A 25,234-nucleotide genomic window follows, 5' to 3' on the forward strand; every position below is an offset into this window, starting at 1 on the left:
GAACAGAGAGGAGCGGATAGCCAGATTGAAAGAGCTACGCGTAGAAAGGCGGGAGGGTCCGCTCTTTCAATCAGCTAATGACTGTATGCAATGGATTGACAATGTTGCACCATTACTAAGGTACGACCGCAATCATTACGACAACTTTATGGGTCACGCGAAATATGTAAGGGTTACGAATCTTTCTGCTGATCTTCTCATGGCCCACCTAAATCCTATGATCGGCATCGTGAACCAAGCGATCGGGGAACTAGAGAATGATTTCGAGCCAGAACATGACGTTGAAACGAAAGTGGTGGTAACTAGTAACGATCATCAGTGGTACCAAAAACCAACGGGATTGATCGCTATAGGAGTGATTATTGTCGTGCTTGGAGCATGCGCAATCTGGATACTTAACCACTATTTCGATATTGGCCTATGAACCTAACAATGCGCTGCAGCCGACCCTTGGCCGCTCCCTCCCTTCCCTACCGCTTCGGTCAGTCGCCCTCAAGTGCGGCTGAGCTTAGACGTTAGAAGCAGAACAAGCCTTGCGATCTTCGCCAAAAAGGTATAATTTCTATACCAATGTACACCTTCGAATTTGATGAGCGAAAGAGCAACGGCAATCGGCGCAAACACGGCATCGATTTCGTCGAAGCCCAAGCGCTTTGGAGCGATCCCTATCTCATGGAAATCCCAGCGTTAACGTCCGATGAAGAGCGTTTTCTGGTAATCGGCAAAATCGAAGGGAAGCACTGGTCGGCGGTCATTACGCCCCGAAATGGCAACATCCGAATAATCTCGGTGCGCCGCTCACGGGTTGAAGAGGTAGCAATTTATGAAGGCTAAGAGCTTTGATGCGAAATTCGAGAAAGGCGAAGATGTCACCAAATCCTTGGATCTGTCCAAAGCGCGGAGGCCCCTTCAAGAACAGCGCAGGGTAAATGTCGATTTTCCGGCTTGGATGGTCGAATCCCTGGATCGGGAGGCAGGGCGTTTGGGTGTTACGCGGCAATCGGTAATTAAAGTTTGGTTGGCTGAGCGCCTTGAGCAAATAGCTTCTAACAAGTAGTTCCAGCGGACCCCAAAGTCGCTTCAATTACTGGATGAAGAACTTTATTCACCATGACCAGGGTAAGAAATCCGACAAGTAAAAGCTTATTGCATGGCTTGAGTCAGATCATGGATATGTACAAGTTGCTGAAGATTATCAAATCTTCTTGCAAATGGTTCAATTACTGAAAGAGCAAGGTTACGATACACAACCAGCACCAACAGAAGCTGAGTTTGTTACTGCCTGCAAAAGAGGCTTGGCGAGAGAATTCAGGGCATAGATGCTGAACTATTTAACTGTTAGGTATCGCGCGGTTTGCTGCCGTAGATTGAATTTGTAAACATGGCAAGAAAAATTAGAGAGCTTGTCCAAGATCTAAAAGAAGTTGGGTTTTACGAAATTTCAGGTGGCGGTAAAGGATCGCATCGCAAATTTACGCATACCAAGTATGCCGGTGCCGTGACGCTCAGCGGAAAGTCTGGTGACGACGCGAAACCTTATCAAGAAAAGCAGGTGAAACAAGCCATAGAAACGGTGAAGAAATGAAAAAGATCGATCAGTATCATAAATGGGTTGAGTGGAGCGAAGAAGATCAAACTTATATTGGAAAATGCCCTGACTTGATTACAGGAATTCACGGAGATGATCCAGTAAGACTATACGGTGAATTATGTGAGGTTGTTGAAGATGTTATTCGTCATTTCGAAGAAGAGGGGTATGCACTTCCTAGTCCTCGCATTCGACCGATGCAGGAAGTAGGGTAAATCTTTAAATAAACGGCAAGTGAGTAAAAGGTTGTTCCGGAGGACAAATGCCTAACCCGGCGCTCAACTCGGACGCCTCCTTCGTCGGCGCCGGTTAGCTTGGTCGTTATGCAATCAACCAGAAAGGAGTACATCCCATGAAAAAAGCAATATTGGCTATAGTTGCAAGCATTTTTATCTCTGGCATTGTTCAAGCAGAGGAATATCTGCATGGCCAGTCTGGAACTTCTTATCGAAATATCGGGGGTACAACCTATGGCTCAGATGGAACGAGCTATAGAGGCATCGGCAACACCATCTACGGCTCTGATGGCAGTTCATCCAGGAGAATTGGCAATAGCACATATAACTCCGATGGTTCGTCCTCAAGGCAAATCGGGAACACTCTGTATAATTCAGACGGTAGCACTGTACGCCGCAGTGCGCAGCTACGTCGAGTTTTACAACCGCTACCGCCTTCACTCGCCTTTGGGGTATCGTTCACCCATGGAGTTCGAAGTCGATCAATCCACCACAATGGTGTCCACTTTTGCGTAGGAACTTTCCAGCAAAAAGCAGAGCGACGAGGAACGGGGAACGGCGCTTTTTGCTGCCGGTGATGCGTGGCGTTATGTTTTTGGTTGAAACTGCTCCAGATTTAAATAGTCCGCGAAAGGGGCAAAGTCTTTGTCAGAAAATAGCAGCTGAAATCTGTTCTCAATGCAAAATGTAGCAATTATAAGGTCGGCAGTTTTCCTGATGGTAATTCCCTTTTTTCTCAGAAATCGATAATTATCGGCACACTTGTCAACCATATGGTGACCAAATAACTCGTACTGGTCGAGTGTGGTCAGAGTGCGCTTTGCTTTTTTATATTCGCTATCTTCGCGAAACCCCTGGAGTATCTCCAAAAGAATTAGATCCCCCATGGCAATGGTCCCTTCATCCAGCGCAAAATCAAGGAGATCAGTTTTTTCGTTTACTGCACCGTTGAAGTAATCTATCCAAACACCGGTATCGGCAAGAATCACTTGCCGCCTCTCAGCTCTTCTAAATCACCTTCCCAATGCAATTTACCCCGCAGCTTACGGATAGCCTGTTGCTTATTCCGCTTAACCAGTAGTTTGAGACCTTCTTCCACGGCTTCCTTTTTGGTTCTTAAACCGGTAGCTTTTAAAGCCTCTGCCATCAATTTATCGTCAATTACAATATTTGTTCTCATGGGAGTATGTGTATAATTAGTTAATAAATACACATTATACAGTGAAGCAAAAATAAATCCACAACATACCGCAGCCGGGCTCATTCATCCACGGGTAAACCCGTGGTGTTCTGTCTTGCGACCGCATATTAGATCAGCCAGAAACAAATTCGCTCATTTCTGCTGGTCACGGAGTAATGACGATGAAATCTTCGGCACAAACTTCTCCGGAGGCATCCCTGAAGGGAATAAGCATAGAAGGGGCTTTGTTTCCTACACTGTAGCTGAGCTTGCTGAGTTCCATCATAAAGCATACGAAATTTTTGATGTATTATCAGAGTTAATCCAATGCTTCTGGTCGTTAGACCTTGTATCTAGAGGGCGTAACCTACAAGGTTGCATACCGTAACCTCAGCGGTTACAATTCTTAATGATTAGGAGTTTTGCTCACAAAGGCATGGAACGGTTTTACCAAGCTAGTGGCAAGTCGGGCACTCAGGCGAAACATGCTACGCGACTGCGGCTAATCCTCTCTAACCTGGATGACGTTTCGCTTTGTGGGCCGTGATGCAGAAACTGTGAATTACGAAGATTACCACTGACGAGGTTGGCTCATGAATATGCATAATCCCGCTCATCCAGGCGAGTGGGGCTATCGGTCACTGAGGCTGCCCGTCATTTGGGCATAAGCCGAAAGACCCTTTCCAAGGTACTCAACGGTCGTGGTGTAATTACGCCGGAGATGGCGTTGCGGCTTGAAATGGCATTCGGCAAGCCGAATGCAGCACACTGGCTCAGGCTGCAAAACGCCTATGATCTCTGGCAAACCCGTCAGCATTGCGCCGATATGCACGTTACGCCTGTGAAAACCCATGTTGCTTAATGCTTATGTTTGGCCTAACTCGGCGCTCCAGCCAACGGCGCCAAACGGCTGCCCGCGCCGCTCCGCGTCGCAAACAATCGTTCGACTGGCAGAACCTCCTGCATCATCAGATGCCGTACATCTATTACCCAGGATAACCTGCCGGTCAACTCCCCGATTGTGCCCTTCACTAAGAGTTTTTCAATAGTAACGTTTGGCGTTATTGTCTCGTTGCGTTATTATTGAGTCATGATCCTATCGTTCAAGTGTAAGGATACCGAAAAGCTGGCGAACGGTCGTCGTATCAGGCGCTTTGTCAACTTTGAGCGTGTTGCGTTGAGGAAGATCAGGCAACTCCAGGCTGCCAGTCAGCTTGATGATCTTAAAGTACCGCCCGGCAATATGTTGGAAGCGTTGTCTGGTGACCGCCAGGGTCAGCACAGCATTCGAATCAACAGGCGGTTCCGGGTTTGCTTTCGTTGGGCGAAGGCCGGTGCGGAAGATGTCGAAATTATTGATTACCATTAGTAGGAGGTAGCTCATGCGGAACATTGATGCTGTAACGCCAGGCGAGTTGCTGAAAGAAGAATTTCTGGAGCCTATGGGGATTTCTCAATACCGCTTGGCTAAAGAAATCGGAGTGCCGGCTCAGAGGATCAGTCAGATTATTGCCGGAAAGCGTTCGATAACTGCAGACACGGATCTCCGGCTCTGCCGTTTTTTTGGTCTTTCCAACGGTTATTGGTTGCGGGCTCAAGCAGCCTACGACACAGAGATTGCAAAGGATGCTCTTGAAGACCAGTTGAAGAATATCCGTCCTTGGGACTCTGTACCAGAAATCGGGCCTAGGGCATAACCAACGGTTGCACAGCGACCGGTTTTCTGCCGCTTCCTGGACGAAATTGTCCACCCAAATACACAACATCAACGAATCTTCGTCGTAGCAGTTGAAGACTACGTCTATCTTGTCCCATACGTCGAGAATGAGGATGAACTATTTCTAAAAACAATCATTCCTAGTCGAAAATTTACAAAGATTTATCTCGGAGACGATACATGAGTAATGCTAAATTAAGCAAAGAAGAACAGCAGCTTCTCAGAGCTGTCGAAGCCGGCGAATTTGAATCAGTCCTTACCAAAAAACGAAGGGCTGAACTAGTCAGTGCGGCAAAGAACACGGTACGCAAAGACAAACGGATAAATATTAGAATTTCCAATAGAGATTTGAAGGCCGTTCAACTGAAAGCATCAGAAGAAGGTATTCCCTATCAAACCCTGGTATCAAGCATTATTCATAAGTACATATCAGGTTCGCTCAAAGACATATCCGCTAACAAGCGCATGCAGTCGGACGCGGCAAAGCCGCGCCGCTGATTTTTGGCGTTGAGTGGCAGATCGAACTCCCGTGCCTGCCGGTAGTTATGCGGATTCGCTCGTAAGTTGGCGCTTGATTTCGGCTTGCAATTCGTCGATCGAGAGCAAGCAGGATACAAAATAGCGGAGATTCTCGCGAGCATCGCGGATTCGCTCGTTTTGAATTTCATCGAAATCGATTTCCAACAGCGCGCAAAGCTCCCTCCCGGTGAGAGCCTGATCCTCTATTATTTTCTTCTTGAGGCCATATACGATATGCCCACGATCCTCTTGGTTGAAGCAACAAAGGTGAACGTTTAACGTATACGGGATATGGCTCGCCAGCGCATTTTTGCGGATTAGATACGTTCCATCGTGATCGAGGTATCCGAACGAGAAGCAATCATGTCTTCGAGTTCATGCCCGATTCGTATCGCGGTCGCCTGTACCCGGCTCACAAGTTGAGCAAGTTCATCATTACCGACCACATACCAGTAGTTTGACTTGCCATCTGTGCGCCCGCGCGAAGAAGACATCAAGACCATTCGAATTCCCCTAATGCTATGTCACAGCCGAGGAACTTGCGGCCTGTTTGTTGCGCCGCCGCGAGCACCGAAAAAGAACCTGCCGCAGGATCGATCACGACATCGCCAGAGTTCGTTACGGCATCAATCAGCTTTGCTTGCAGTCCTATGGGCTTAGGATGTGCAAACGACATATCACGCTGAAACTTCTCTTGATAAACATCAGGTATGCTGTGGTTCGTCCAAACGCCTTTCGCGCGGACAGGTTTCTTTTGGGCGACAAGTAAATACTCAGCTTTGCGACGTGAACGGTACCCCATACCAATCCGCTCCTTGTCCCAAGTAATCAGATCAACAGTTTTCATCGGCGTTCCGTCGAACCAGCTCGAAGTCCCCTCGCACAGATGAAACTTGTCAATCCAGAGGAACAAGTGCCCCGAAGGACAGAGCACTCGAGCAATTTCTGAAACAAAATCAAATATTGTCTCTTCCGGCATTTGTTTCATCTGCGCTCGCAACTGCTGGCGAGATCCTTCGTTCCCGTACTTGAGCTTATCCATCACGCCCCGATACTGGGGGTCAAAGAATGCGGCTGGCACCGAATTATCAACGAGGCGTCCAAGAAATTTCAGGCCATCCATTTTGATTTTTCGGTCAAAAGGAATGCTTTTTTTCTCGGAGACGGATGGAAGGTCTCCAATGCCTCGCGCATGACTGTAAACGCTCATTTCGACCTCATTTCGGGAGAAAATAGCAAGAAATATGAGACCATAGAATGCCATACATGCGGCGTCAATGCGTTTCTGCCATACTATTGTCTGTCCGGTTTTGCCGCTGATCTAGGTTTTGCCCAACCCAAGGTTGCAATGAATGTGCTTCGCCTGCCGGTGAAGCAGCGGCAAATTGAAGCGAAGGACATTCAAAATATTGACTTAATTACCCAAAAAATCCCTGTAAAGCTTTTTAAATTCGATATCTCCAAAGCATTAGGTATAGCCGTCACTCGTATTGCTGATTCAATATTTTGCAATTGATGCCTACAACAAGGTAATCGTAGCGTTGGCTACAAAGCTTGGAAAGATAACAAAATGAAAGTTAGTATGCGTATACCTAGCAAACTCCTGCTATCATTGATGGCGGTGACTCTACTCATCACGCTGGCCTTTAGCTCCACCAAGGCAGCGCCTGATACAGGGAGTAGCACCCTTTATTATGGCGGCTCGATACTTACCATGGAGGGGAGTGCTCCGAGCTATGCGGAGGCCCTGGTTGTTAAGGATGGCCGCATCCTTTTTGTTGGTACCAAAACGCAGGCCGAACATCTAGCAGGTGCGGCGGCAAAAAAGGTCGATCTCGACGGCAGGGCGCTGCTGCCGGGATTCATCGACGCTCATGGCCATGTGTTCAACGCTGGTTTTCAGAAACTCGCAGCCAATTTGCTACCGCCTCCAGATGGCGGCGGCAAGGACGTAGCATCCCTCGTGGCGCTGCTCAAGGAATGGCAAGATAAAAACGCTGCTGCTATTAAGAAATCGGGCTGGATCATTGGCTTCGGCTATGATGATTCACGACTAGCGGAAGGGCGTCATCCCACAGCAAAGGAACTGGATCAGGTATCCACCGAGTTGCCGGTGGTGATCATCCATCAATCCGGCCACTTGGCCGCGATGAACCATAAGGGACTGGAGCTGGCTGGAATCACGGCTGAAACCAATGACCCGGTTGGTGGTGTGATTCGCCGCCAGGCCGACGGCAAGACGCCAAACGGAGTGCTTGAGGAGATGGCCTCCTTCGGGCCGATTTTCAAAATCCTGGGAGCTCTCGATTCGGAAGCTAACGAGAAAATTGCCCTGGCTGGGGTAGATGCCTACACCCAACACGGTTTCACTACGGCACAGGAAGGTCGGGCCAACAAGGCAGCGACCGAGACTTGGCGAAAACTTGCCGATGAGCGCAAACTTAAAATCGATGTCGCAGTCTATCTCGACCTCCAATCAGAAATCGAGTACATCAAGCAAGTCGGAATCCACGAAGACTACACTCATCATTTTCGTGTGGCGGGTGTAAAGTTGAGCCTAGATGGCTCGCCGCAAGGCAAAACGGCCTGGCTCAGCAAACCCTATCTTAATCCGCCTCCCCAAAAACCGGATAGTTATACAGGATACCCGGCCATTCCGAGCGACAAGGAGAGACAGGCACTGTTTAACCTTGCCTACCAGAAGAACTGGCAACTGCTGGTGCATTGTAACGGCGATGCAGCGGCTGAAGCGATGATTGATGCTGTAGCCGTGGCTAGCGAGAAATATGGCAAGGATGACCGTCGTACCGTGATGATCCATGCACAGACTGTCCGCGAAAGCCAACTCGAGCGGATGAAAAAACTTGGCATCCTGCCATCGTTTTTCTCCATGCATACTTATTATTGGGGTGACTGGCATCGGGATGAGACCCTCGGCCCGGAACGAGCAGCACGTATCTCACCAACCGCCTCGGCCCTGAAGCGCGGCATGCGATTCACCGAGCATCATGATGCGCCTGTCGCGCTGCCGAGCGCGATCATGATTCTCCACACCACCGTCAACCGGACCAGCCGCAGTGGTGAGGTAATCGGGCCGGACCAGCGCGTTAGTCCCTATCAGGCGCTGAAGTCAATCACCGACTGGGCGGCCTGGCAATATTTCGAGCAGGATAGTAAGGGCACGCTTACGAAGGGCAAGCTGGCCGATCTCGTGATATTGGACCAAGACCCGACACAGGTTGACCCGGCAACGATCATGAACATACGTGTATTGGAAACGATCAAGGAGGGTCAGACCGTCTATAAGGCGCAGTAAGCGTATAGTCAGTCTAGCCAGATCTACCATCAAGCCGATGCCGCTGAACAACTATTTGACTCTGCATAGTCATGCGCCGCTTTAGACCTTTTAAATGGTGTCAGTGGAACTCTACACTGAAATCTCCACCACCTCCCAGTAAGGCAGAAATCGGCTGCTATTGTGCCGCTAGCGGGAATGGAAAAGAGAATAAAGCCGGTTCAATAAAAACCACAGGAAGAGATCGAGCAAAGTAAAGGCCAGGATAATGAGTGCTACCTCTGGCCAAGATAAGAGCATTTGGCTCCGTAAAAAGCAAAGAGGGAGAAGGGCCTCGGGAATGTGATCCAAGCCAGGCATATGAGCGCTAGAGGGCTGTCGTCCCAAGCGCCGCTTAATAAAACTGGACAGGAGATCTCCCACCATGGCCCAAAAACCTACCAGCGCGCCGGTTATGAAGGAGAAGTTGAAAAGGGGAGCGATGAATGCGGTTGCCAGGAGAGCGGCGACAATACCCCGAATAGTTTTAGAGGCGCCAAAGAGGGGGTAGCCATCCGGGAGATGGAGATTCCCATCCAGGGGCTGGTTGAAACGGTTTTTCAGTAGCAAGGCAGTTACTACCGGGGCACCGTTAGCCACCATTAACAGTAGCAGCGGAGAAAGCAAATCCACAGGGTCAATTTTTCCTGATGTTTTTCCAAAAAATATCAGGAAAATAGCATAAACGCACTCTTTTTTAAGCGGCTATTTAAAAGAGTAGGGTACGACTGGCGGGATCTTGGCGGTAATACAGTTGTAGCTGGTGATAGATTTGAGGAAGCGCGGTTTGCAGTTTTTGGGGAGAAACGAAAAAGACCTCACTGGCAACGGCGAAGAACTCGGCGGGGCTCTCTAGGGCATAAGAGTCCAGCGGGATGGGTTCTCCCGCCGCCCAGCGCTCATTCAAGTTTTTATAGGCTTGAAAGAAAACGGATGTCCAGGTGCGGCGGTTCATCGTGCGGTGCAAGGGAGGCATGCCATTCGCGGCTCCATTGCCCATGTCCAGGAGATGGGCAAACTCATGAATCACCACATTACTTGGCGATTCGGAGGGTGCCATTGTGTGCGCTACATCATCCCAGGAAAGAATGACCGGCCCCCGGTCCCAGGACTCCCCAATCAGAGGATGTTGCACCGCGTGGACGATACCGCTTTCATCTCGTTCTTCACGTTTAGCCACGAATGCTCCTGGATAAAGAAGCACTGTACGCCAATGCCGGTAATCGTCCCAATCCAGGCAGAGGATAAGGAGAGAAGCCTGAATTGCCACTACCAAGCGCATCTTCTCATTAACTTTGAAACCCTGAGCGCCATAAATGGATTTATGATGTAAAAATAACGTGCTTAGATCTCGAAGGTGGCTTAACTCCGCTAGGCTGAGACCCTGGAGAAGGGGCAGACAAGCCACCGCTGCTTCCCAGTGGGCCAGGGGAATGGGGTGACGGTTGATAATTCTTCGCCGCCAGTAAGCTTTAAGCGTGCGGGCAAGTGAGATGATAAGCATATGAATTTAAAAAAATATCCCTTAATCCCATCCAATCTATCAAAGGGATATGCTATTTTCTAAAGTCCCCCGCCCCAGCGGTATGGCCAGGCAATTCCGACAGCATCGAAGTCGCTTCCGGTGCGGGTGGATACGCCGGTGCTGGCGTAGAGTTTAACCGAGTTGTGCCGATTTACCGGCAGTGTAACGGTCGCGCCCAGGCGTGAGTTCTGCTGTAAGCTGCTACCCTCCGCTCCATCGATAGTTGTACGCCCACCAGTATAATAGGTACCGTCCAGCGCAACCCATATCCCCGTTTGGAAGCTGTAAATGAGATGTCCCTGCACCGAGTAGAGGGGGGTCTGTGCGCGGGTTCGGCTACCGAGAAAAGAGTCATTATCGGTGTAGAAGGTAATGCCTGTGGCGACTTCTAGTGTCCACGGTCCCCATGCCTTGGACAGCCCGAGTTCCGGCTTGATGGACTAGCGGTTGGTGCCGATGTTGGCAAGCTTTTCCGTAAGCTCTTGGCTCCACAGTTCCTGGGCATAGGCGCCTGCGCCGCTAGCTGTGAGGACAACCATCAGGACAAATACCCAGTGCTGATAGGCTAGGGTGGGGCGGCGGCAGGTACGAGCTGGAATAAGCGCAAATGTCTGTCTCTTCAGGCTCTTTCGGCACACGGGATGATAACTCCTAAGCGTTTGGAGGCAGGTATGCGCGCACTATGCCTTCACTTTAGATAACCGACTATGACGGGGGCGTCAGTTGCAGTGCTATTGGACCAAAGTCCAATAGCACTGCGAGCGGTTTCGCTTGTTAATTGCTATGCTTGCCTAAGGGGCTAACCTTGCAAGTAGCCACACCGTCAATTAGCATAAACTTTTCTTCAGTCCCTCCTGGGTGCTAAGTAAGGAGACCCGTGCTCACCGATTTTCTGCTTGTGCTGACCTACGCCCTGCTGCCGGCAGGGGGTAATCTAATAGGCGTTGCTCTTGCGGAGCACTTGCGCTCCCCGCGCTGGGTTATTGGGGCTGCCTTGCATGGCGCCGCGGGTATTGCCATCGCACTGGTTGCGGTCGATTTAATGCCACGCATCCTTGAGACAATTCCAATGTGGGTCATTGTCATCGCTTTCCTGTGTGGCGCTGGGTTCTCGCTGTTATTATGGCAGGGCGCTAGAGCGTTACGCGGTCAGTTTGGCGGAACTCGCACTGGGGCTTTGATGGTCTATATTGTCATCGGCGCTGATCTATTTAGCGACGGCCTGATGACCGGTGCGGGTTCAGCGATTACCAGCGACCTCGGTCTGCTGATTGGCATGACCCAGGCAGTAGCTAATATCCCTGGCGGTTTTGCGACCACCAAGAATCTTCAAGATAATAAAGTGCCACGCGGCCGGCGCTGGCTGCTTTGTTTCTTTATGTTCCTGCTGGTCGCAGCAAGCGCTACGATGGGTTTTTGGCTGCTGGGCGGACAGAATGATTTCGTTCAGCATGCCGCGCTTGCCTTTATCGTCGGCCTGCTGTTGCTGGCCACCATCGAGGATATGATTCCGGAGGGCGATCGGCCACAGCCATCGCGCTGGATTTCAACGCTGTCCTTTGCCGGCGGCTTTGTGGGCCTCAGTCTCGCCGTGGCTTATCTATCCCTATAGCGTTTTTTTTGTGGATCAGCCGCCTGCTCGTCCCGAACGGTACTGCTGCGAAGGCTGTGGATCATACTCTGGCATGATTCGCCTATTGGGAGGGATCGTGAGGGTGGTACCGATTACGTATCGCGTCGCCGCTTGCCGTGATCCGAAGGACGATAAATTTCTCAATGTGGCCCTTAACGGCGAGGCGGAGATCATTGTGACCGGAGATGCGGATTTGCTGACGTTAAATCCGTTTCACGAGGTCGATATTATTGCTCCTGCGGCATTTCTTAAGAGAGCAGAGTAAACACGTAGGGCGGGAAAGCGGAGCGCATCCCGCCGAAATCGATCTCCCTTCATGGCGGGATGCGCTTCGCTTTCCCGCCCTACCTTGACTCTTAAGCGCCTAAGTCGAGGGCTAATCAAAAGCAGCCGCCCAACTAAGGAGAAATCACATGCGTTATGTGTGGATTGTTCTGTTACTGGTCGCAACCTTTGGAACCGCTTCTTATGGAGGTAAATCCGCCATCCATACAGAAGAAGTTGATCCCTCTGTATTGCCACCCATATACGTTGATGAAGACGAGTGGGGTAATTTATTTAGAACCAGTTTGACTTTCGATCCGGAAAGCGGCACTTATACGATAGAGGAAGTTTACCTGGATGAAGCGGATATCGCTGAGCTAAGAGCGGAGGGTTTTCGAATTGGGATCTCGCCTGCGGAGCCAAGCACCACCCAGGCGGCCCCATGGCGCCCCCTGTGTCCGGAAGAGGTCTCCTGCGTGGAGCCCCAGATCTTTATGACCCCAGGACGATCGGAGTTATTGCCTCCCGCCCTGGCCCCCCTGGTAAGGACAGATAGCGTGTGGTTGCAGTATTCCGATAAGTTCAAGTTTGAACCCTATCAAAATCGTCCACGGGGCATATTTCGACTTCATCCGCCCCAAACGGCCCTAGAAATCCTGTTACCCCTTAAAGACTCTCCCTTAGAAACACCCAACCCTGATCCGGACTCCTCGGATGTGGACGAGGTCTTTGATCCGCCTAATATTCAGCCTACTTATCTGAATGTATCGGATTTTAACGCCATTGAAGCTGAAGATGGCAGTACCCTGGTCTTTGGCCTCTATGGAATGTTCCGGTTATCCCCCGAAGGCGAACTCATCGACGCCCTTAATTGGGCGGGCCGCAGCATAGTGGGTTTGAATAATGCCGCCTTCACCGGTCCGCCAGTTAGAGTGCAGGATTCTCTTTTTGTAGGGATTCGAGGTGCTGGTGGGCAATATATTTACCACAGTGAGGATGATGGCCTCACCTGGCAGGAGCAGTTAGCGAGTCATCGTCTGGGGGATGATCGTTATAATCTGGTAGCTAATCCGGAAGGCACGGGACTGTGGGCGATTACCTCCGAGTTTTTTGACCGTCCGGCGGAACTGCGGGAATCCCTGGATTTGGGTGCCACCTGGCAGCGGGTGGACGATGGCAGCTTCCCGGCCCATACGGTGCGGGTAGCCCATGATCCGGGCGATCCCCAGGTGGCCTATGCCCTCTCGGGGCAAGGCTTGTACCGGAGCGAAGATCGGGGCGTATCCTGGCACTTGACCGCCTTGCAGGAGCCGGTCCATGGGCTGGCCTTTGTGCCCCAAGAGGCGCCCCTGCCCCCGCTGCTGGTGGCGGGCACCGACACGGGGGTTAAGGTGACCCCGGCGCCTTTCAGTGACTGGAAAGCCTGGAAACCCCTGAGCAACGGTCTGCTGGCTATTCCCCATACGGTGGTCTATACGGACGGCCTGCTGATAGGCGTGAGCGCCGCCGGCTATTTTGTTTGCCCCCAGACTGATTGCTTTGGGGAGGGCCAAGTCGTGCCGGCGGAAGAGGCGCGGGGAGAAGCCAAGGTGACGGAATTTTTCAATGTCGATTTAGGCCATTATTTTATGACGGCTTCCCCAGAGGATGTCGCTACCATTGAGGCCGGCGGAGCGGGACCTGGCTGGGAGCGGACCGGCCATACCTTTCAAGCCTGGAGCCTGTTAGGCAGCAACGTAGGGGTGTATCTGTGCCGTTTCTATGGCTCCGTCTCCCCCGGCCCCAATAGTCATTTCTTTACCCCCTCTCCCCAGGAGTGCGGCTTGTTGCTGGATCTACAAGCCCAAACGCCCCCCACCGCGCCCCGCTGGAACTTCGAGGGCTATGCCTTCATGGCTATCCCCGCCCAGGGCAAGGGGGAGGCTCAGCACTGCCCCGAGGCATTCGCTCCCGTCTACCGAGCCTATAACAATGGCTTTGCCCGGGGGGAGGAGAGCAACCACCGTTTTGTGACCGACCGGACTTTGCTCACGCCCTTAGTGGCCGGAGGCTGGGTAGAGGAAGGCATCGCTTTTTGCGTGCCACCCCAATAGAAAAAATCAGCAGGAGGCATGGAGGAACAGGGAAGGTGCCTCCTGCTCTTTATCCTTTAAACTTGCCGCAATGTTTCCGAGGGTGGTACTTGCAGCACCGAGCGGGTACCTAAAAGGCCGGCAAGGCTCACACCCAGGCTGCCGGCTAGCAAGCCGAGAATAAGTAGCCAGCCGTTGAAATGAAAACCAGTATGCAGTACCCGTTCCGCCAGTACATAGCCAATAGCAAGGGCGCCAATGGCGGCTACAGTTCCTGCTACCGCTCCCAGGGAGAGAAATTCCGCCGCTAGGCCGCGCACGATAGTGCCTCTGCTTGCTCCCAGGGTTCGAAATACGGCGCTTTCATGGCGTCGTTCATCATTGGTGGATTGAATAGCGGCGAATAACACCACCAGCCCCGCGGCTACGGTGAAAATAAAAATGAATTCAACCGCCAGGGTAACCCGATCAATGATAGTTCTGATTTGTGCCATCAATGCTTTTACATCGAGAATAGTGACGCTGGGAAATTGCTTTACCAAGGCGGTTGGAAGCGCGTTATTGCCTTCCGGCAAATAAAAACTGGTCAAATAGGTGCCAGGCGAATCATCCAGCAATCCTGGTGAAGCCATGACGAAAAAGTTAGGATTAAAGGAGTTCCATTCAATAGCCCGCAAGCTGCTGACCGGGGCCTCAATTTTTTTACCGGCTACCTGAAAGGTGAGGGAATCGCCCAGTTTGATTCCGAGGGTTTCGGCCAGATCAACTTCTACCGAAAACTGAGGCGGGGGTGAGGGTTGGGAGGACCACCAGTCGCCGGCCACGATGTGGTTATCGGTTTGGAGTTTAGCGGCCCAAGTGAGGTGAAATTCACGCTGGGAAAGCCGTTGGGCGCGCGGGTCGCGGTAAGACCTTTCCGCAATGGGAGTCCCATTGATGGCGATTAAGCGGCCGTGGATATTAGGGTAAAGCCGGGGCACGGGTTGGCCTTGCTCAGCAAAAAAAGTTTGCACGGCCTCGACCTGGTCCGGCTGGATATTGATGACAAAATGATTAGGGGCATCGGGAGGGAGATTAGCTTGCCAGTTCGCCAGCAAATCAGAGCGTACCACGGTGAGTAGCAGCATCACCATGATCCCCAGTCCCAGGGCGATAGTCTGCACGATGCTGCTTCCCGCCCGCCGCGCCAGGCTGGCAAGGCCATAACGCCAGGCTACGCCCACCCGTGGGCGTAGCAGTTTTAGCCCGTTGATGAGCAGCCAGGAGCAAGCCGCCAGCACCGAGACGGTCAAGAGGCTGCCACCAAGAACATAGAGGGTTAAGGTCATTTCTCCCGACCGCCAGGGAATAAGCGCCGCAATGGCGATGAACGCGCCTAAATAGACCTTATAGCCACCCTGCTGAGCACTTTCCCTATCCCGGTACAGTACCCGGGAAGGTGACACATCCTTGAGCCGCATCAGGGGCGGCAAGGCAAAGCCGAGCAGGGCAATGAGGCCCGTCAGGGTACCGGTCAGCAGGGGCAAGAGAGAGGCGGGGGGCAGTTCACTTTGAAAGAGTTGAATCATGAGATAGGCCAGCACCGATTGGGCGAGCCAAGCCACCACGCAACCGAGAAGGCTGGTGATGAGCCCCAGCCACAGCATGGTCATAGCATAGGTTTGGATAATCCATCTTTGGGTTGCGCCCAGGCAGCGCATGATGGCGCAGTTGTCCTGGTGCCGATCCGCGTATCGCCGCGCTGCAATGGCAATGGCCACACCCGCCAGGAAAACGCTTGTCAGGGCCGCCAGGGTGAGGAACTGATCGGCCCGCTGGAGAGCGGTCCGCAGCTCTGGCCGTCCATCCCGGACCCCCATCACCCGGGCATGGTCTGGCGCATGGATTCCGGCCCAGTGCTTATAGGATAGAATCTCCCGTTGGGGACCCGCCAGGAGCAGGCGGTAGCGGGCCTGGCTTCCCGGCAGCAATAAGCCGGTACGCTCCACATCCTTAAAATTTATTAACAGCCGGGGGGCGATATTGAAAACCTGAGTTCCCCGATCCGGCTCCAGGAACAAGAGTTTGTCTACTACTAAGCGTAACTGTCCTAGATCAATTTCATCGCCTACTGTTCGTTGGAGGGTCTGGGTGAGCTGAGGATCCATCCATACCGTGCCAGGCGGCGGGGTTTGCTTAGTTGCCCCAGGTTCCGTAAAGGGATCTTCCCCCACCATTAACCGGCCCCGCAGGGGATAATTTTCCTCAACGGCTTTGATCTCCGTGAGCTGTAGCCGATCGCCCGCGGGCACCATGCTCCGAAAGGAGACAGTCTGGGAGGTTTTCAGCCCCAGGGTATGAGCCTGAGTGGTAAATGTTTCTGGCAACGGCTCGCGGGATTCCACCACCAGATCCCCGCCTAGCACCGTCCCGGCTTCCGTTTCCATGGCCTGGCGCAGCCGTTCAACGAAAAAATTAACGGTGGTAACGGCGCTCACCGCGATGATAAGGGCCATGGCGATTAACCGGATTTCGCCAGAACGCCAGTCCCGCTTCAGGGTAGCAAGGGAGAACGCTAATATTTTCATGACGTCTGCTTCCAGGGCAGTAGTGACCGACGGTTAGAAGAGGAGGGTAGCAGGCGGCCATTATCCAGGGCCAGGGTGCGGTCACAATGCTTGGTCAGGGTTTTATCATGGGTGACCAGCACTAGCGTGGCGCCATGTTCTCTTTTCATGGTAAACAGGAGATCGCTGATTTTAGCGCTGGTTTGGCTGTCCAAATTGCCGGTGGGCTCATCGGCAAAGAGGATGGATGGGCGGGGCGCAAAGGCGCGGGCGATGGCGACCCGTTGTTGCTCGCCGCCCGAGAGCTGATTAGGATAGTGGCCAGTTCGAGAGCCCAGGCCAACGGCCGCCAGCTCCGCCAAGGCGGCTTCCCGTGGTTGAGTGTGCCCCCCCAGCTCCAGGCCCAGCATAACGTTTTCCAGGGCGGTGAGATTGGGCAGGAGATGAAAGCTCTGAAAGATGAAACCCACCCGGTCGCTGCGTAACTGAGCCCGCCCGTCTTCATCCAGGGTCTGCAAGTCGACGCCATCTAAAATAACCCGCCCGGAGGTCGGTGTGTCCAGACCGGCCAGTAGCCCCAGCAAGGTGGATTTACCGGAACCGGAAGCGCCAATAACCGCCAAGGCTTCAGCAGGCGCGATGGAAAAGCTGATATCATCCAGTATGGTTAGTAGGCCCTCTGGGCTTTCCACCCGTTTGGTAAGGTGTTCTGCGCGTATGATGAGATTATTCGCCATATTTCGATTCAGTGTATTAGTGGGTTTACTGCTTCAGCCCATTGTCCCAGGAGCTGCGGCTCAGCCAGCCATTATCATTCTAGGAGACAGCCTTAGCGCCAGCTATGGTCTTTCCCTAGAGCAAGGCTGGGTGGCCCGTCTTCAGGAACGATTACTTCGTAAAGGCTACCCTTATCAGGTGGTGAATGCCAGTATTAGCGGAGAAACCACCCGGGGGGCGCTTGCCCGCCTGGATTCCCTGCTGGCGGCCCATCAGCCGGAAATTGTGGTGGTTGAACTGGGAGGCAATGATGGCTTGCGTGGCTTGTCCCTGACGGAAATGCGCCGAAATTTTTCCCGGATTATTGAAAAATCCCAGCAGAGCGGCGCTCAGGTGTTGCTCGTTAGAATGCGTCTGCCGCCTAACTACGGACCTTTATATACCGAGCGGTTTGAGCAGTTATTTACCGATCTGAAGGATGAATACGGGGTGGCAACCGCGCCCTTCATCCTCCGAGGGATCGCCACTCAGGCGGAATTAATGCAAGCGGATGGCATTCATCCCCGCGCCGAGGCCCAGACATTAATGCTGGATAATATCTGGCCGGCATTAACGCCCTTGTTGCAGGTGGATAAGGCTGAAAAATAAAACCTTAGTTGCGCGCCGGGAGTTGCCGTTGACAGTCGTGGATTAGTGGAATCTGGCAGCTACCTTCTTGCTTCTTGATATATGATTACCGTAACACCACACATTCAGCTCAGAGAGGAAGAACTCCACTTCCAGTTTGTGCTTGCCTCCGGCCCCGGCGGTCAAAACGTGAACAAGGTAGCGACGGCGGTGCAATTGCGCTTTGATGCCGCCCATTCTCCCTCCCTGCCCGAGGATGTCCGTCAACGGTTGATGAAACTGGCGGGCAACCGCCTTACCAAGGAAGGGGAGTTGCTGATAACCGCCAAGCGATTTCGCAGCCAGGAGCGTAACCGTCAGGATGCTATCAAGCGCCTGGTCGCCCTCCTACAGCAAGCGGCGGAAAAACCCAAGCCGAGGCGTTTGAGGAAGCCTTCGCGGGCCGCCAAGCAACGGCGCCTGGAGGAGAAACGCCGCCGTGGGGAACAGAAGCAAGCCCGGCGCTCGGTGAAGGTTTTGCCGGATTGAGGATGAACGGAGAACTTTTCAAGTAACTCATACTGAATTCATCCTATGAGTTACTTTTTCTGGTTGATGGTAGGACACTTTTGTGCGTTGCCTGGAGCCAATGACTATGCTGACGGTGTATTGGCTCTCCAGTACTCGTAAACTTGCTCCGCCAGCCAAATGAGTTCGACTGGATTCTGGCCAATAGCCTTTTCTTCTTCAGGAGTAAGACGAACTTTTAACGGTTCTGGGACATATTCTTCCTCCACATAGCCAGGTTCCACATACCTTTCTTTTTCCACTTCTGAAACAGAGCCAAGGCATTTTCTGCTGATAAGTATACCTCAGCCCTATCGCTAGCGGCAGGAACGCGACGTCAGGAGCGTCCCTTGCTCGCACTTGTTAGGATTTGTCATTTTATTGAAACATACTCATTATTAAATAGCACTTAATGTGACCCTGATAGAGTATTTATGAAAGATAATACAATCACACCTGATCCAACCTACAAAACATACCTATTATCCAATGAATGGCACTCTGTAATCATTGGTTTTTTTATTGGAATATTCATGATCACCATTTATTTCTGGATGGCTTCTGGATTTATTAATTTGTTAATCCATCTGTATCATTCTTATCCAGATAATTGGACTCATGAAGCTGAAAACATGATTAAAGATACAGTAGTTATTCTTGCCTCATTTGAGCTTATTCGAGTCTTCCAGTCCTATCTGTTAATTGGGCGCGTAAAGGTTACCTTTATTCTTGATGTTGCACTCGTGGTACTGATTGGTGAATTAATAAGTCTTTGGTATGTCGAAAACGATGCGAATGAAGTATTACTGAATATTTTTGTCATCGCATCATTGATAGCTTTTCGAATCATAACTACAAAGTTTTCTCCTGATTGAGCGAAGCGAACGACGTTGAGCACCTTGTTATACGCTTTCATCTTCAGGCTTGTTTTTTGGAAGTGATACGACTTCTATTCAGAGCTTGCTATAACCGGTTGCTAAATGCTTAAGATGCTTTGAAATCTTGGTAAGCTCTCCTGGGATTTTGATAGTTGGTTTTTCTGCCGCAACGGTATGAGCGTACGACTCAATATCTAGCAGACAATAAATGGCTGGCATCTTCTTTCTGCCTTTGAACTAGCGAATGATCCATTCTCTGGTCTTTTTACGTATAACGGGTCGAAGTTGAGTGACACCCTGCACGGAGGGGGCGCTCAGGATGAGTGCTTCGCGCCGCCGTGGCGACTGGGGGTTCAACTTTGACCTATCAAACCGATCACCTGCCGCGACCGAAGGGAGCAGTCCACGTGCATGGACCTATTAGGTTTTATCCTTGTATACATCGCCACGCGGTCCAATATGGTCTACATAGACGACATTCTTGAGTTCATCAATCCAAAAAATGATCCGAACATTGCCTACTCGTATTCTACGATAACCTGCCCAATCACCGACCATACTCTTAATACCTGATAATCCAAGCGGACCGTTCTTCATCTGGGCCAGTACATGTTTTATTTTGACTTGCTGATCTTGAGGCAGTTTTCTCAAATAACGAGCAGCCCGGCGATGTACCACAATTGCATACATGATCAGATGCTATCCAGATCTATGTAGGCGTCGCGTTTGCCGCTCTCTCTGTCTTCACGAGCCTGTCTCAAATCTTCCAGATCTTCTGAATCTAAATCTAAGCCCAAAATTTCTGCAAGTTCTTGAAATTCATCCCATGGGATGATTACCTCTTGCGGATTGCCTTGTTCGTCAACAACTATTTTTTTATGAATGTTCATCAGGGCGTTTACTCCACAGCGCCTAACGGGTCGGCGCACTTGACAGGATTCTTCAGGCTTCGAAATCAATCATCGGTTTGATCATACCGTCCTCTTTTTTCTCCATCATGCGGAATGCCTTCTCGATTTCATCGAATCCAAAGGTATGGGTAGTCATCGGAGTGGGATCGATCCGCCCGGTTTCCAGCAACCTCAGTAAACGGGAGAGCCGTAGGTGTCCGCCTGGGCAGAGACCCGTCGCGATGTCCTTCTCCGCCATTCCGACGCCCCACTCCACGCGGGGGATTTCGACAAATTCGCCATCACCATGGTAACCAGCGTTGGAGATCATACCGCCGGGCTTGGTCACCTTGACGCACTGTTGGAGCACCTGGGATGTGCCTAGCGCATCGATGGCCGCATCCACGCCTTCGCCGTTCGTGAGCTCAAGAATCCGCTCTACCACGTCCACCTTGGTAAAGTCCACCACCTCGTCGGCCCCGAAGTGCCGGGCCAGCTCCTGGCGCTTGGGCACGCTTTCAACCGCGATCACGAAACCGGCGCCCTGCAGTCGTGCTCCCACAGTGCACATGAGGCCCACGGGTCCCTGGGCGAAGACTACGACATTGCCACCGATGGGGATTTTGGCGTTCTCTGCGGCCATGAATCCAGTGCTCATCATGTCACACACATACACAGCCGACTCGTCTGGCACACCCTTGGGGATCAGCGCGAGGTTGGCGTCTGCTTCGTTGACATGTACGTACTCGGCAAAGGTGCCGTCTTTGATATTGGCAAACTTCCAGCCTCCCAGTGCTCCACCAGACTGCGATGAATGGCCTCCCTGGGCAGCGTCTGAACCCCAGTCCGGGGTGATAGCACCCACCGCTACCCGGTCTCCCTGTTTGAAGTTGGCGACTAGCGCTCCAACTTCCTCGACCACGCCGACAGCTTCATGTCCCAGGGTGAGGTTCTCCCGTTCTCCAACCGCACCATGGACGGTATGCACATCAGATGTGCAGATCAGCCCCTTCGTCGGACGCAGGATCGCGTCCAGAGGCCCACAGGTCGGACGATCCTTTTCAACGACCCCCACTTGCCCGATGTTTAACATTACGAATGCCTTCATGGAAACCTCCTCAGCTTTCGGTACCATAAACAAAATGGATCATCCATCCTGCCCATGAGCCGGTGTTCGCACGTGTGGTCACTTGTCCGCCCAACGGAGCGCATCTTTAATGAAATCCAGCAGCGGATATCTCGGTCTCTTGAGATTGCGAAACCCGTCTTCATCCATCTTCGATCTTCCCACTCATTCAGACCGTTGCCTAAATCAATCGTAGCTTGTTGCTGCCTCAGCCTAACTCTAATGAACCACTTGGCCCATCATTATCAAACCATTTTATTTCTATCTCCAAGCTATGTTGGATGCCTTTGGTTTTCTTGTCCTCGTCCTCGACTTGGACCTCCAAAATCAGATTCTCTGGGATTTGTAGCACAAGTTCTTCTGTTCCCTGTCGCAAAACAATTTTACCCTTCTCGATTCTTTCAGCAATTTGGCGCAGAAACTCACTCACTTCGGCCCGTTTCTTCGATTCTTCACTCTTGAATAATCTGGTTTCTTTTCCCATTTCAGTTCCTTTATTTCAAAATATTCTTATACATCGCCACGCGGTCCAATATGGTCTATATAGACGACATTCTTGAGTTCATCTAGATCAGTACATGTTTTGTTTTGACTTGCTGATCTTGGGACAGTTTTCTCAAATAACGAGCAGCTTGGTGATGTACGACCCTTATCTATACATGATCAGATACTATCCAGATCTATGTAGGCGTCACATTTGCCACTCTCTCAATCTATGCGTGCTGTGTATTCTTCGATGCTAGTTTGCATCCAACGGTTACTATTCGCTTCGCGCTCATCCGCTCTCCATAATTTCATGGTGACGCATAATGTCGAAGTCCGGTTGCCGCCGGAGCGGCGAAGCCTGCGGGGGGACTCAAAGCGCGGCAGCGCTTTGGGCGGTCATCTTTAGCGCTTCGTTATGCAGCGTCAAACTCGATTTTTTCGACGATATCGAGATTTACGGTACGTTTTGCTTGCCACAAATCATAGTTATTCTGCATCGTCAACCAACTTTCGGCAGAACGGCCGAGCGTTTTGGATAAGCGGAGAGCCATTTCAGGACTAACGCCACTACTACCCTTGAGCAGACGATTAAGCGTCGACGGCGACACGCCAAGTTTCCTGGAAAGCGTTCGGCCCGTAATATGGAAAGGTTCCATATATACCTCTCGGATGAACTCGCCGGGATGTGGGGGATTGTGCATAGCCATCAGTGATAATCCTCGTAATCCAGAATAAAGGCATTCCTATCGCGAAACTCGAATGTGACACGCCAATTCCCATTGACCCAAATAGACCAGCGTCCTTCATTCGAGCCTTTCAGCGAATGTAGCTTGAAACCAGGGATATCCATGTCTTCGATTGTAGTCGCAGTATCCAAAGCCACCAATTGCATTCGTAATCGTTTCGCATGCTTGGGTTGGATACCGGCTTTTGAGCCCGATTCAAAGTATCTCTGCAGCCCCTTGTGGCGAAACGATTTAATCACCTAGCGATTATACCGCGTTGCGCATCACGCAACAAGACATAGCGGGGCAAAGCCGCGTTCATCGGCCTGTCCGGTGCAACGCTTTGTTATGAGTCCTTTCTGCTGCTCGCAATCACCGTCACAATATTGGCAGCCCCAATGCTTTGAGAAACTGATTATGGGTTTCTGTTGTTTGCGATATGCGCTGCTCAATAGCGGTGAGCTTTTTATGAACGTCATCTAGGTCCACCTCTGGCTCAGGCTTAGCGGTGCTGACGTAGCGGGAAATATTGAGGTTGTCATCGTTTTTCTCGATCTCCTCCCTACTGACGCGCCGGGCGTAGCGTTCCTCTTCCTTGCGGTATTGATAGGTATCAACAATTTTATCTATGTCCACGGGCCGTAGGGCGTTTTGGCGCTTGCCTTTTTCAAAGTGCTCGCTGGCATTGATAAACAGTACGTCGTCGGGCTTTTTGCACTTTTTCAGCACCAGAATACATACCGGTATGCCGGTGGAGAAAAACAGATTGGAGGGCAGGCCGATCACGGTATCGATGTGGCCGTCTTTCAGCAATTTGGTGCGGATACGCGCTTCCGCGCCGCCCCGAAAAAGGACGCCGTGGGGCAGGACAATGGCCATGGTGCCCTCGTCGCTCAAAAAGTGAAGGCCGTGGAGTAGAAAGGCGAAATCCGCCGCTGATTTGGGGGCAAGGCCGTGGCTTTCGAAGCGGAAATCCTCGCCCATGGCCTCGTCGGGCTCCCAGCGATAACTGAACGGCGGGTTGGCCACGACCGCATCGCATTGGAGTTTTTTAGCGGGGTTCCTCTCGTTGAGAATAGCCCAGTCGTTTTCCAGCGTATCGCCGTGGTGGATCTGGAACTCGGTATCCTTCATGCCATGGAGCAGCATATTCATGCGCGCCAGGTTATAGGTGGTGATATTCTTTTCCTGGCCGTAGATCATGCCGATACCCCGCGGCCCCATTTGGTTGCGCACGTTGAGCAGCAACGAGCCGGAACCACAGGCAAAATCCAGCACGCGATTAAGCTTTTTCTTTTTGCCGGTGGAGGGCTCCTGACTGTCCAGTGTCACAATGCGGGAGAGGATGGTGGAGACGCTTTGGGGGGTGTAAAACTCGCCGGCCTTTTTGCCGGAACCAGCGGCGAACTGGCCAATCAGATATTCATAGGCATCGCCCAGAATATCGCTGCCGGTGGAGAACCGTGCGATGCCCTTGGCGATTTTAGTGATGATGGTGCAAAGCTTTCTGTTTTGGTCCGCGAGGGTTCTGCCCAACTTTTCCGAACGCAGATTAATTTCCGAGAACAAGCCCTGAAAAGTGCTGGCGAAGGACTCGTTTTCAATGTGTTTAAAGCCGCCCGCCAATGTTTGCAAGAGCTCCTCATCCTGGGTGCGAGCCAGCTCGGCAATACTGCTCCATAGATAATCCGGGTGGATGACATAGTGCATCTTGCGGCGCATCTGTTTTTCAAAGGCGGCCACATCCTCGGCATTATCCTCATACCACACCGCCAAGGGCGCGCGGCGGTCGTCGTCGGCCAGCTTGGGATAGTCCGGCCCCAGTTCTTTTTTCGCCGCCGCTTCGTAGTTATCGGACAGATAGCGCAAGAACAAAAACGACAGCATATAGTCGCGGAAGTCATCGGCATTCATGGCGCCGCGCAGATCGTCGGCAATGGCCCAAAGGGTTTTGCCAAGCTGGCTGAGTTGATCCCGGGTCATGGCTTTGTCCAGTCCTCGCATCGCAGGCCGGGAACGCGTGCGAACTCGCACGTGTTGTTGGTGACCACAACCAGCCCACGGCTGCGCGCCTGTCCGGCTATCATTTGATCATACGGCCCTATCGGTGTTCCACGGCGCGCAAGTTCAGCACGGATCTGCCCCGTGTGGCTGGCCGCTTCGACGTCGTAATCCAGCACGCTGAGACGCGCCGCCAGCCCCTCCGCAATCGCCAGATTGTGTTGCGGGTTGGCTGAGCGCTCCACGCTATACACCAGCTCCATCCAGGTCACGCTGCTGATGCACAACTGATCGGCAAACTGCTTGAAGCGCTCACGAACCCGCGCCGGTCGGTTCTTAATGGTGAAAATGCAGATGTTGGTATCCAGCAAGTAGCGCAGCATCAAAATGCCTCGCGTTCCTGCTCGTCAGGCTGGTCACGATCGTCCATGAAGTCTGGGCTGACCGCCGGGCCATCAAACCAGACGTCCCAAGCGTCACCGGCGGGGGTAATCAGCCGCGCGCGCCCGATGGCCACGATATCCACATCCGTCACGTCCGCCGGGAAGGCCACCGCCTTGGGCAGCCGCACGGCCTGGCTGCGGTTACTCTTGAACAGTTTGGTATGTTCCATGACGACCACCT

38 protein-coding genes and 2 pseudogenes are annotated in these 25,234 nt (G+C 52.0%); 19 read left to right on the forward strand and 21 right to left on the reverse strand.

From position 1 onward, the window contains the following. Positions 1-199: 199 nt before the first annotated feature. The 6 genes from NOC_RS17615 to NOC_RS17225 all read left to right on the forward strand — a co-directional run bounded on the left by NOC_RS17615 (position 200) and on the right by NOC_RS17225 (position 2,340). Positions 200-424, forward strand: coding sequence for a hypothetical protein (locus tag NOC_RS17615; RefSeq protein WP_002812093.1), 225 nt, complete (start codon positions 200-202; stop codon positions 422-424). Positions 425-570: 146 nt separating this feature from the next. Beyond that, complete coding sequence (locus NOC_RS02290) at positions 571-834, forward strand: BrnT family toxin (RefSeq protein WP_002813819.1); 264 nt, start codon at positions 571-573, stop codon at positions 832-834. Beyond that, on the forward strand, positions 824-1,057 hold the full coding sequence (gene brnA / locus NOC_RS02295; protein WP_002811890.1) for a type II toxin-antitoxin system BrnA family antitoxin: 234 nt from the start codon (positions 824-826) through the stop codon (positions 1,055-1,057). The genes NOC_RS02290 and brnA overlap by 11 nt, the downstream gene beginning before the upstream one ends. 324 nt (positions 1,058-1,381) lie before the next feature. Further along, positions 1,382-1,585 (forward strand): type II toxin-antitoxin system HicA family toxin, encoded by a 204-nt coding sequence (locus NOC_RS02300; protein WP_002812826.1) that lies wholly within the window; start codon positions 1,382-1,384, stop codon positions 1,583-1,585. Continuing rightward, complete coding sequence (locus NOC_RS02305; protein WP_002812133.1) at positions 1,582-1,803, forward strand: hypothetical protein; 222 nt, start codon at positions 1,582-1,584, stop codon at positions 1,801-1,803. Before NOC_RS02300 ends, NOC_RS02305 begins: the two co-directional genes overlap by 4 nt. A 186-nt stretch (positions 1,804-1,989) precedes the next feature. Continuing rightward, the gene (locus tag NOC_RS17225; protein WP_147094530.1) at positions 1,990-2,340 is read left to right on the forward strand and encodes an IS3 family transposase; all 351 of its coding nucleotides are present in this window, start codon (positions 1,990-1,992) and stop codon (positions 2,338-2,340) included. Between the two features lie 71 nt (positions 2,341-2,411). Here NOC_RS17225 and vapC (NOC_RS02315) read toward each other — a convergent pair whose 3' ends face one another. Beyond that, positions 2,412-2,813, reverse strand: coding sequence for a type II toxin-antitoxin system VapC family toxin (gene vapC, locus NOC_RS02315; protein WP_002812571.1), 402 nt, complete (start codon positions 2,811-2,813; stop codon positions 2,412-2,414). Then, positions 2,810-3,004 (reverse strand): type II toxin-antitoxin system VapB family antitoxin, encoded by a 195-nt coding sequence (locus NOC_RS02320; RefSeq protein ID WP_013221529.1) that lies wholly within the window; start codon positions 3,002-3,004, stop codon positions 2,810-2,812. The genes vapC (NOC_RS02315) and NOC_RS02320 overlap by 4 nt, the downstream gene beginning before the upstream one ends. A gap of 593 nt (positions 3,005-3,597) precedes the next feature. Here NOC_RS02320 and NOC_RS02325 point away from each other — a divergent pair. Beyond that, positions 3,598-3,866: pseudogene (locus tag NOC_RS02325) on the forward strand (HigA family addiction module antitoxin). 14 nt (positions 3,867-3,880) lie between these two features. Here the strand turns inward: NOC_RS02325 and NOC_RS17620 are convergent. Beyond that, positions 3,881-4,036 carry a hypothetical protein gene (locus NOC_RS17620; RefSeq protein WP_155814832.1) on the reverse strand — a complete coding sequence of 52 codons (156 nt, stop codon included), beginning with the start codon at positions 4,034-4,036 and terminating at the stop codon, positions 3,881-3,883. Positions 4,037-4,094: 58 nt separating this feature from the next. Between NOC_RS17620 and NOC_RS16610 the strand changes: the two genes are divergently transcribed. The 4 genes from NOC_RS16610 (at position 4,095) to NOC_RS02345 (ending at position 5,519) form a co-directional block, all read left to right on the forward strand. Then, positions 4,095-4,373 (forward strand): type II toxin-antitoxin system RelE/ParE family toxin, encoded by a 279-nt coding sequence (locus NOC_RS16610; protein WP_011330332.1) that lies wholly within the window; start codon positions 4,095-4,097, stop codon positions 4,371-4,373. A 13-nt stretch (positions 4,374-4,386) separates the two neighbouring features. Next, positions 4,387-4,701: a HigA family addiction module antitoxin gene (locus NOC_RS02335; RefSeq protein ID WP_002812155.1), complete on the forward strand. Its 315-nt coding sequence runs from the start codon at positions 4,387-4,389 to the stop codon at positions 4,699-4,701. A 200-nt stretch (positions 4,702-4,901) separates the two neighbouring features. Continuing rightward, positions 4,902-5,219 carry a hypothetical protein gene (locus NOC_RS02340; RefSeq protein WP_036497885.1) on the forward strand — a complete coding sequence of 106 codons (318 nt, stop codon included), beginning with the start codon at positions 4,902-4,904 and terminating at the stop codon, positions 5,217-5,219. 66 nt (positions 5,220-5,285) lie between these two features. Beyond that, a complete protein-coding gene (locus NOC_RS02345) occupies positions 5,286-5,519 on the forward strand; it encodes a hypothetical protein (RefSeq protein WP_036497888.1) in 234 nt (77 codons plus the stop codon). Between the two features lie 38 nt (positions 5,520-5,557). Here the strand turns inward: NOC_RS02345 and NOC_RS02350 are convergent, their stop codons facing one another. Beyond that, positions 5,558-5,743: a hypothetical protein gene (locus tag NOC_RS02350; protein ID WP_036497891.1), complete on the reverse strand. Its 186-nt coding sequence runs from the start codon at positions 5,741-5,743 to the stop codon at positions 5,558-5,560. After that, entirely contained in the window at positions 5,734-6,450 is a 717-nt protein-coding gene (locus NOC_RS02355) for a DNA-methyltransferase (protein ID WP_011330333.1), read from the reverse strand. The genes NOC_RS02350 and NOC_RS02355 overlap by 10 nt, the downstream gene beginning before the upstream one ends. Here NOC_RS02355 and NOC_RS02360 point away from each other — a divergent pair. Both NOC_RS02360 and NOC_RS02365 read left to right on the forward strand, forming a co-directional pair. Continuing rightward, positions 6,433-6,756, forward strand: a complete 324-nt coding sequence (locus NOC_RS02360) for a hypothetical protein (RefSeq protein WP_036497894.1) — start codon at positions 6,433-6,435, stop codon at positions 6,754-6,756. The two genes, NOC_RS02355 and NOC_RS02360, sit on opposite strands and share 18 nt — an antisense overlap. A gap of 99 nt (positions 6,757-6,855) precedes the next feature. Further along, positions 6,856-8,556, forward strand: coding sequence for an amidohydrolase (locus NOC_RS02365; RefSeq protein ID WP_002812218.1), 1,701 nt, complete (start codon positions 6,856-6,858; stop codon positions 8,554-8,556). Between the two features lie 168 nt (positions 8,557-8,724). Here NOC_RS02365 and NOC_RS02370 read toward each other — a convergent pair whose 3' ends face one another. The 4 genes from NOC_RS02370 to NOC_RS02380 form a co-directional block, all read right to left on the reverse strand. Next, positions 8,725-9,207 carry a CDP-archaeol synthase gene (locus NOC_RS02370; protein WP_002813177.1) on the reverse strand — a complete coding sequence of 161 codons (483 nt, stop codon included), beginning with the start codon at positions 9,205-9,207 and terminating at the stop codon, positions 8,725-8,727. Between the two features lie 76 nt (positions 9,208-9,283). Beyond that, on the reverse strand, positions 9,284-10,078 hold the full coding sequence (locus NOC_RS02375) for a M90 family metallopeptidase (protein ID WP_002813121.1): 795 nt from the start codon (positions 10,076-10,078) through the stop codon (positions 9,284-9,286). A gap of 59 nt (positions 10,079-10,137) precedes the next feature. After that, positions 10,138-10,404 (reverse strand): hypothetical protein, encoded by a 267-nt coding sequence (locus NOC_RS17230; RefSeq protein ID WP_147094531.1) that lies wholly within the window; start codon positions 10,402-10,404, stop codon positions 10,138-10,140. A gap of 135 nt (positions 10,405-10,539) precedes the next feature. Then, the gene (locus NOC_RS02380; protein ID WP_002811936.1) at positions 10,540-10,737 is read right to left on the reverse strand and encodes a hypothetical protein; all 198 of its coding nucleotides are present in this window, start codon (positions 10,735-10,737) and stop codon (positions 10,540-10,542) included. 239 nt (positions 10,738-10,976) lie between these two features. Between NOC_RS02380 and NOC_RS02385 the strand changes: the two genes are divergently transcribed. From NOC_RS02385 to NOC_RS02395, 3 genes and pseudogenes are all read left to right on the forward strand, one after another. After that, the gene (locus NOC_RS02385) at positions 10,977-11,711 is read left to right on the forward strand and encodes a ZIP family metal transporter (RefSeq protein ID WP_002812524.1); all 735 of its coding nucleotides are present in this window, start codon (positions 10,977-10,979) and stop codon (positions 11,709-11,711) included. Next, a pseudogene (locus NOC_RS02390) lies at positions 11,702-11,997 on the forward strand (putative toxin-antitoxin system toxin component, PIN family). The gene NOC_RS02385 and the pseudogene NOC_RS02390 overlap by 10 nt, the downstream one beginning before the upstream one ends. 148 nt (positions 11,998-12,145) lie before the next feature. After that, the gene (locus NOC_RS02395; RefSeq protein WP_002813245.1) at positions 12,146-14,089 is read left to right on the forward strand and encodes a WD40/YVTN/BNR-like repeat-containing protein; all 1,944 of its coding nucleotides are present in this window, start codon (positions 12,146-12,148) and stop codon (positions 14,087-14,089) included. Positions 14,090-14,145: 56 nt separating this feature from the next. Here NOC_RS02395 and NOC_RS02400 read toward each other — a convergent pair whose 3' ends face one another. Both NOC_RS02400 and NOC_RS02405 read right to left on the reverse strand, forming a co-directional pair. Further along, on the reverse strand, positions 14,146-16,635 hold the full coding sequence (locus NOC_RS02400) for an ABC transporter permease (protein WP_002814033.1): 2,490 nt from the start codon (positions 16,633-16,635) through the stop codon (positions 14,146-14,148). Then, positions 16,632-17,351 (reverse strand): ABC transporter ATP-binding protein, encoded by a 720-nt coding sequence (locus NOC_RS02405; protein WP_011330336.1) that lies wholly within the window; start codon positions 17,349-17,351, stop codon positions 16,632-16,634. Before NOC_RS02405 ends, NOC_RS02400 begins: the two co-directional genes overlap by 4 nt. Here NOC_RS02405 and NOC_RS02410 point away from each other — a divergent pair. Both NOC_RS02410 and arfB read left to right on the forward strand, forming a co-directional pair. Continuing rightward, positions 17,332-17,979 carry an arylesterase gene (locus NOC_RS02410; RefSeq protein ID WP_002812516.1) on the forward strand — a complete coding sequence of 216 codons (648 nt, stop codon included), beginning with the start codon at positions 17,332-17,334 and terminating at the stop codon, positions 17,977-17,979. The two genes, NOC_RS02405 and NOC_RS02410, sit on opposite strands and share 20 nt — an antisense overlap. 81 nt (positions 17,980-18,060) lie before the next feature. Next, positions 18,061-18,486, forward strand: coding sequence for an alternative ribosome rescue aminoacyl-tRNA hydrolase ArfB (gene arfB / locus NOC_RS02415; protein WP_002813620.1), 426 nt, complete (start codon positions 18,061-18,063; stop codon positions 18,484-18,486). Between the two features lie 104 nt (positions 18,487-18,590). On the opposite strand, the gene NOC_RS17625 is transcribed toward arfB, so the two are convergent. Beyond that, positions 18,591-18,749, reverse strand: a complete 159-nt coding sequence (locus NOC_RS17625) for a hypothetical protein (RefSeq protein ID WP_166485263.1) — start codon at positions 18,747-18,749, stop codon at positions 18,591-18,593. A 189-nt stretch (positions 18,750-18,938) separates the two neighbouring features. Between NOC_RS17625 and NOC_RS02420 the strand changes: the two genes are divergently transcribed. Beyond that, positions 18,939-19,379, forward strand: coding sequence for a phosphate-starvation-inducible PsiE family protein (locus tag NOC_RS02420; protein WP_002813633.1), 441 nt, complete (start codon positions 18,939-18,941; stop codon positions 19,377-19,379). 423 nt (positions 19,380-19,802) lie between these two features. Here the strand turns inward: NOC_RS02420 and NOC_RS02425 are convergent, their stop codons facing one another. From NOC_RS02425 to vapB, 9 genes are all read right to left on the reverse strand, one after another. Then, positions 19,803-20,072 carry a type II toxin-antitoxin system RelE family toxin gene (locus tag NOC_RS02425; RefSeq protein WP_002813981.1) on the reverse strand — a complete coding sequence of 90 codons (270 nt, stop codon included), beginning with the start codon at positions 20,070-20,072 and terminating at the stop codon, positions 19,803-19,805. Between the two features lie 2 nt (positions 20,073-20,074). Next, positions 20,075-20,272, reverse strand: a complete 198-nt coding sequence (locus NOC_RS02430; protein WP_002813417.1) for a hypothetical protein — start codon at positions 20,270-20,272, stop codon at positions 20,075-20,077. 52 nt (positions 20,273-20,324) lie between these two features. Continuing rightward, positions 20,325-21,380, reverse strand: a complete 1,056-nt coding sequence (locus tag NOC_RS02435; protein WP_011330339.1) for an NAD(P)-dependent alcohol dehydrogenase — start codon at positions 21,378-21,380, stop codon at positions 20,325-20,327. A 226-nt stretch (positions 21,381-21,606) separates the two neighbouring features. After that, positions 21,607-21,882 carry an amphi-Trp domain-containing protein gene (locus NOC_RS02440; protein WP_002813598.1) on the reverse strand — a complete coding sequence of 92 codons (276 nt, stop codon included), beginning with the start codon at positions 21,880-21,882 and terminating at the stop codon, positions 21,607-21,609. A 415-nt stretch (positions 21,883-22,297) separates the two neighbouring features. Next, entirely contained in the window at positions 22,298-22,591 is a 294-nt protein-coding gene (locus tag NOC_RS02445) for a HigA family addiction module antitoxin (RefSeq protein ID WP_036497897.1), read from the reverse strand. Continuing rightward, positions 22,591-22,869, reverse strand: a complete 279-nt coding sequence (locus NOC_RS02450) for a type II toxin-antitoxin system RelE/ParE family toxin (RefSeq protein WP_011330341.1) — start codon at positions 22,867-22,869, stop codon at positions 22,591-22,593. The genes NOC_RS02445 and NOC_RS02450 overlap by 1 nt, the downstream gene beginning before the upstream one ends. A gap of 118 nt (positions 22,870-22,987) precedes the next feature. Next, on the reverse strand, positions 22,988-24,592 hold the full coding sequence (locus tag NOC_RS02455) for a type I restriction-modification system subunit M (protein WP_011330342.1): 1,605 nt from the start codon (positions 24,590-24,592) through the stop codon (positions 22,988-22,990). Next, positions 24,589-24,993, reverse strand: coding sequence for a type II toxin-antitoxin system tRNA(fMet)-specific endonuclease VapC (gene vapC / locus NOC_RS02460; RefSeq protein ID WP_002812854.1), 405 nt, complete (start codon positions 24,991-24,993; stop codon positions 24,589-24,591). The genes NOC_RS02455 and vapC (NOC_RS02460) overlap by 4 nt, the downstream gene beginning before the upstream one ends. Next, positions 24,993-25,223, reverse strand: coding sequence for a type II toxin-antitoxin system VapB family antitoxin (vapB, locus tag NOC_RS02465; RefSeq protein ID WP_002812508.1), 231 nt, complete (start codon positions 25,221-25,223; stop codon positions 24,993-24,995). Before vapB ends, vapC (NOC_RS02460) begins: the two co-directional genes overlap by 1 nt. Positions 25,224-25,234 lie beyond the last annotated feature (11 nt).

Source organism: Nitrosococcus oceani ATCC 19707 (assembly GCF_000012805.1).
GTDB lineage: Bacteria > Pseudomonadota > Gammaproteobacteria > Nitrosococcales > Nitrosococcaceae > Nitrosococcus > Nitrosococcus oceani.

Excerpts from the sequence above, each read along its gene's own strand:
- NOC_RS17615 (WP_002812093.1), top strand. The coding sequence starts at position 200 with ATGGCCCACCTAAATCCTATGATCGGCATCGTGAACCAAGCGATCGGG.
- NOC_RS02290 (WP_002813819.1), top strand. The coding sequence starts at position 571 with ATGTACACCTTCGAATTTGATGAGCGAAAGAGCAACGGCAATCGGCGC.
- brnA (WP_002811890.1), top strand. The coding sequence starts at position 824 with ATGAAGGCTAAGAGCTTTGATGCGAAATTCGAGAAAGGCGAAGATGTC.
- NOC_RS02300 (WP_002812826.1), top strand. The coding sequence starts at position 1,382 with ATGGCAAGAAAAATTAGAGAGCTTGTCCAAGATCTAAAAGAAGTTGGG.
- NOC_RS02305 (WP_002812133.1), top strand. The coding sequence starts at position 1,582 with ATGAAAAAGATCGATCAGTATCATAAATGGGTTGAGTGGAGCGAAGAA.
- NOC_RS02320 (WP_013221529.1), bottom strand. The coding sequence starts at position 3,004 with ATGAGAACAAATATTGTAATTGACGATAAATTGATGGCAGAGGCTTTA.
- NOC_RS16610 (WP_011330332.1), top strand. The coding sequence starts at position 4,095 with ATGATCCTATCGTTCAAGTGTAAGGATACCGAAAAGCTGGCGAACGGT.
- NOC_RS02335 (WP_002812155.1), top strand. The coding sequence starts at position 4,387 with ATGCGGAACATTGATGCTGTAACGCCAGGCGAGTTGCTGAAAGAAGAA.
- NOC_RS02340 (WP_036497885.1), top strand. The coding sequence starts at position 4,902 with ATGAGTAATGCTAAATTAAGCAAAGAAGAACAGCAGCTTCTCAGAGCT.
- NOC_RS02350 (WP_036497891.1), bottom strand. The coding sequence starts at position 5,743 with ATGGTCTTGATGTCTTCTTCGCGCGGGCGCACAGATGGCAAGTCAAAC.
- NOC_RS02360 (WP_036497894.1), top strand. The coding sequence starts at position 6,433 with ATGACTGTAAACGCTCATTTCGACCTCATTTCGGGAGAAAATAGCAAG.
- NOC_RS02355 (WP_011330333.1), bottom strand. The coding sequence starts at position 6,450 with ATGAGCGTTTACAGTCATGCGCGAGGCATTGGAGACCTTCCATCCGTC.
- NOC_RS02365 (WP_002812218.1), top strand. The coding sequence starts at position 6,856 with ATGGCGGTGACTCTACTCATCACGCTGGCCTTTAGCTCCACCAAGGCA.
- NOC_RS02375 (WP_002813121.1), bottom strand. The coding sequence starts at position 10,078 with ATGCTTATCATCTCACTTGCCCGCACGCTTAAAGCTTACTGGCGGCGA.
- NOC_RS02395 (WP_002813245.1), top strand. The coding sequence starts at position 12,146 with ATGCGTTATGTGTGGATTGTTCTGTTACTGGTCGCAACCTTTGGAACC.
- NOC_RS02400 (WP_002814033.1), bottom strand. The coding sequence starts at position 16,635 with ATGAAAATATTAGCGTTCTCCCTTGCTACCCTGAAGCGGGACTGGCGT.
- NOC_RS02410 (WP_002812516.1), top strand. The coding sequence starts at position 17,332 with ATGATGAGATTATTCGCCATATTTCGATTCAGTGTATTAGTGGGTTTA.
- NOC_RS02405 (WP_011330336.1), bottom strand. The coding sequence starts at position 17,351 with ATGGCGAATAATCTCATCATACGCGCAGAACACCTTACCAAACGGGTG.
- arfB (WP_002813620.1), top strand. The coding sequence starts at position 18,061 with ATGATTACCGTAACACCACACATTCAGCTCAGAGAGGAAGAACTCCAC.
- NOC_RS02420 (WP_002813633.1), top strand. The coding sequence starts at position 18,939 with ATGAAAGATAATACAATCACACCTGATCCAACCTACAAAACATACCTA.
- NOC_RS02425 (WP_002813981.1), bottom strand. The coding sequence starts at position 20,072 with ATGTATGCAATTGTGGTACATCGCCGGGCTGCTCGTTATTTGAGAAAA.
- NOC_RS02430 (WP_002813417.1), bottom strand. The coding sequence starts at position 20,272 with ATGAACATTCATAAAAAAATAGTTGTTGACGAACAAGGCAATCCGCAA.
- NOC_RS02435 (WP_011330339.1), bottom strand. The coding sequence starts at position 21,380 with ATGAAGGCATTCGTAATGTTAAACATCGGGCAAGTGGGGGTCGTTGAA.
- NOC_RS02440 (WP_002813598.1), bottom strand. The coding sequence starts at position 21,882 with ATGGGAAAAGAAACCAGATTATTCAAGAGTGAAGAATCGAAGAAACGG.
- NOC_RS02445 (WP_036497897.1), bottom strand. The coding sequence starts at position 22,591 with ATGGCTATGCACAATCCCCCACATCCCGGCGAGTTCATCCGAGAGGTA.
- NOC_RS02455 (WP_011330342.1), bottom strand. The coding sequence starts at position 24,592 with ATGACCCGGGATCAACTCAGCCAGCTTGGCAAAACCCTTTGGGCCATT.
- vapC (WP_002812854.1), bottom strand. The coding sequence starts at position 24,993 with ATGCTGCGCTACTTGCTGGATACCAACATCTGCATTTTCACCATTAAG.
- vapB (WP_002812508.1), bottom strand. The coding sequence starts at position 25,223 with ATGGAACATACCAAACTGTTCAAGAGTAACCGCAGCCAGGCCGTGCGG.